Here is a 594-nt window from a genome sequence, read left to right as displayed (position 1 = left end):
GCGGGGCCGGCGGGGCCGGCGGCAACGCCGGCATGTTCAGTGTCGGGGCGCCCGGCGGCGCCGGCGGCGCCGGCGGCGAGAGCATCACCCCGGTGGGCGGCATCGGCGGGGCCGGCGGCGCCGGCGGAACGTCCGGGCTGATCGGCAACGGGGGTAACGGCGGCAGCGGGGGCACCGCGCAGGGGGCCGTCAGCAGCGTTGGTGGCGCGGGCGGGGCCGGCGGCAACGGTGTGCTGATCGGCGACGGCGGCAATGGCGGCAATGGGGGCCTCGGCCAGACGCGGGGCGCGATGGGCGCCGGCGGCACCGCGGGTCAGCTGCTGGGCCTGGACGGCTTCAACGCTCCCGCCAGCGCCAACCCGCTGCACGCCCTGCAGCAGCAGGCCCTCAATGCGATCAACGCGCCCATCCAGGCGGCGACCGGCCGCCCGCTGATCGGCAACGGCGCCAACGGCGCCGCCGGGACCGGTGCGGCGGGCGGGGCCGGCGGCATCCTGTTCGGCAACGGCGGCGCCGGGGGTTCCGGCGCGCTCGGCGCCACCGGCACGCCCGGCGGCAACGGCGGGGCCGGCGGGGGGCTGTTCGGTTCCGGCG

1 pseudogene is annotated in these 594 nt (G+C 80.3%); it reads left to right on the top strand.

Annotation, left to right across the window (positions count from 1 at the left end):
* Nucleotides 1–395: 395 nt before the first annotated feature.
* A pseudogene (locus BST11_RS29420) lies at nt 396–594 on the top strand (PE family protein); the annotation flags it as partial.

This window comes from Mycobacterium alsense, from assembly GCF_002086635.1.
Taxonomy (GTDB): Bacteria; Actinomycetota; Actinomycetes; order Mycobacteriales; family Mycobacteriaceae; genus Mycobacterium; species Mycobacterium alsense.
The sequence above is the reverse complement of the archived record's forward strand: the minus strand, read 5'-3'. Positions and strand labels throughout refer to the sequence as shown.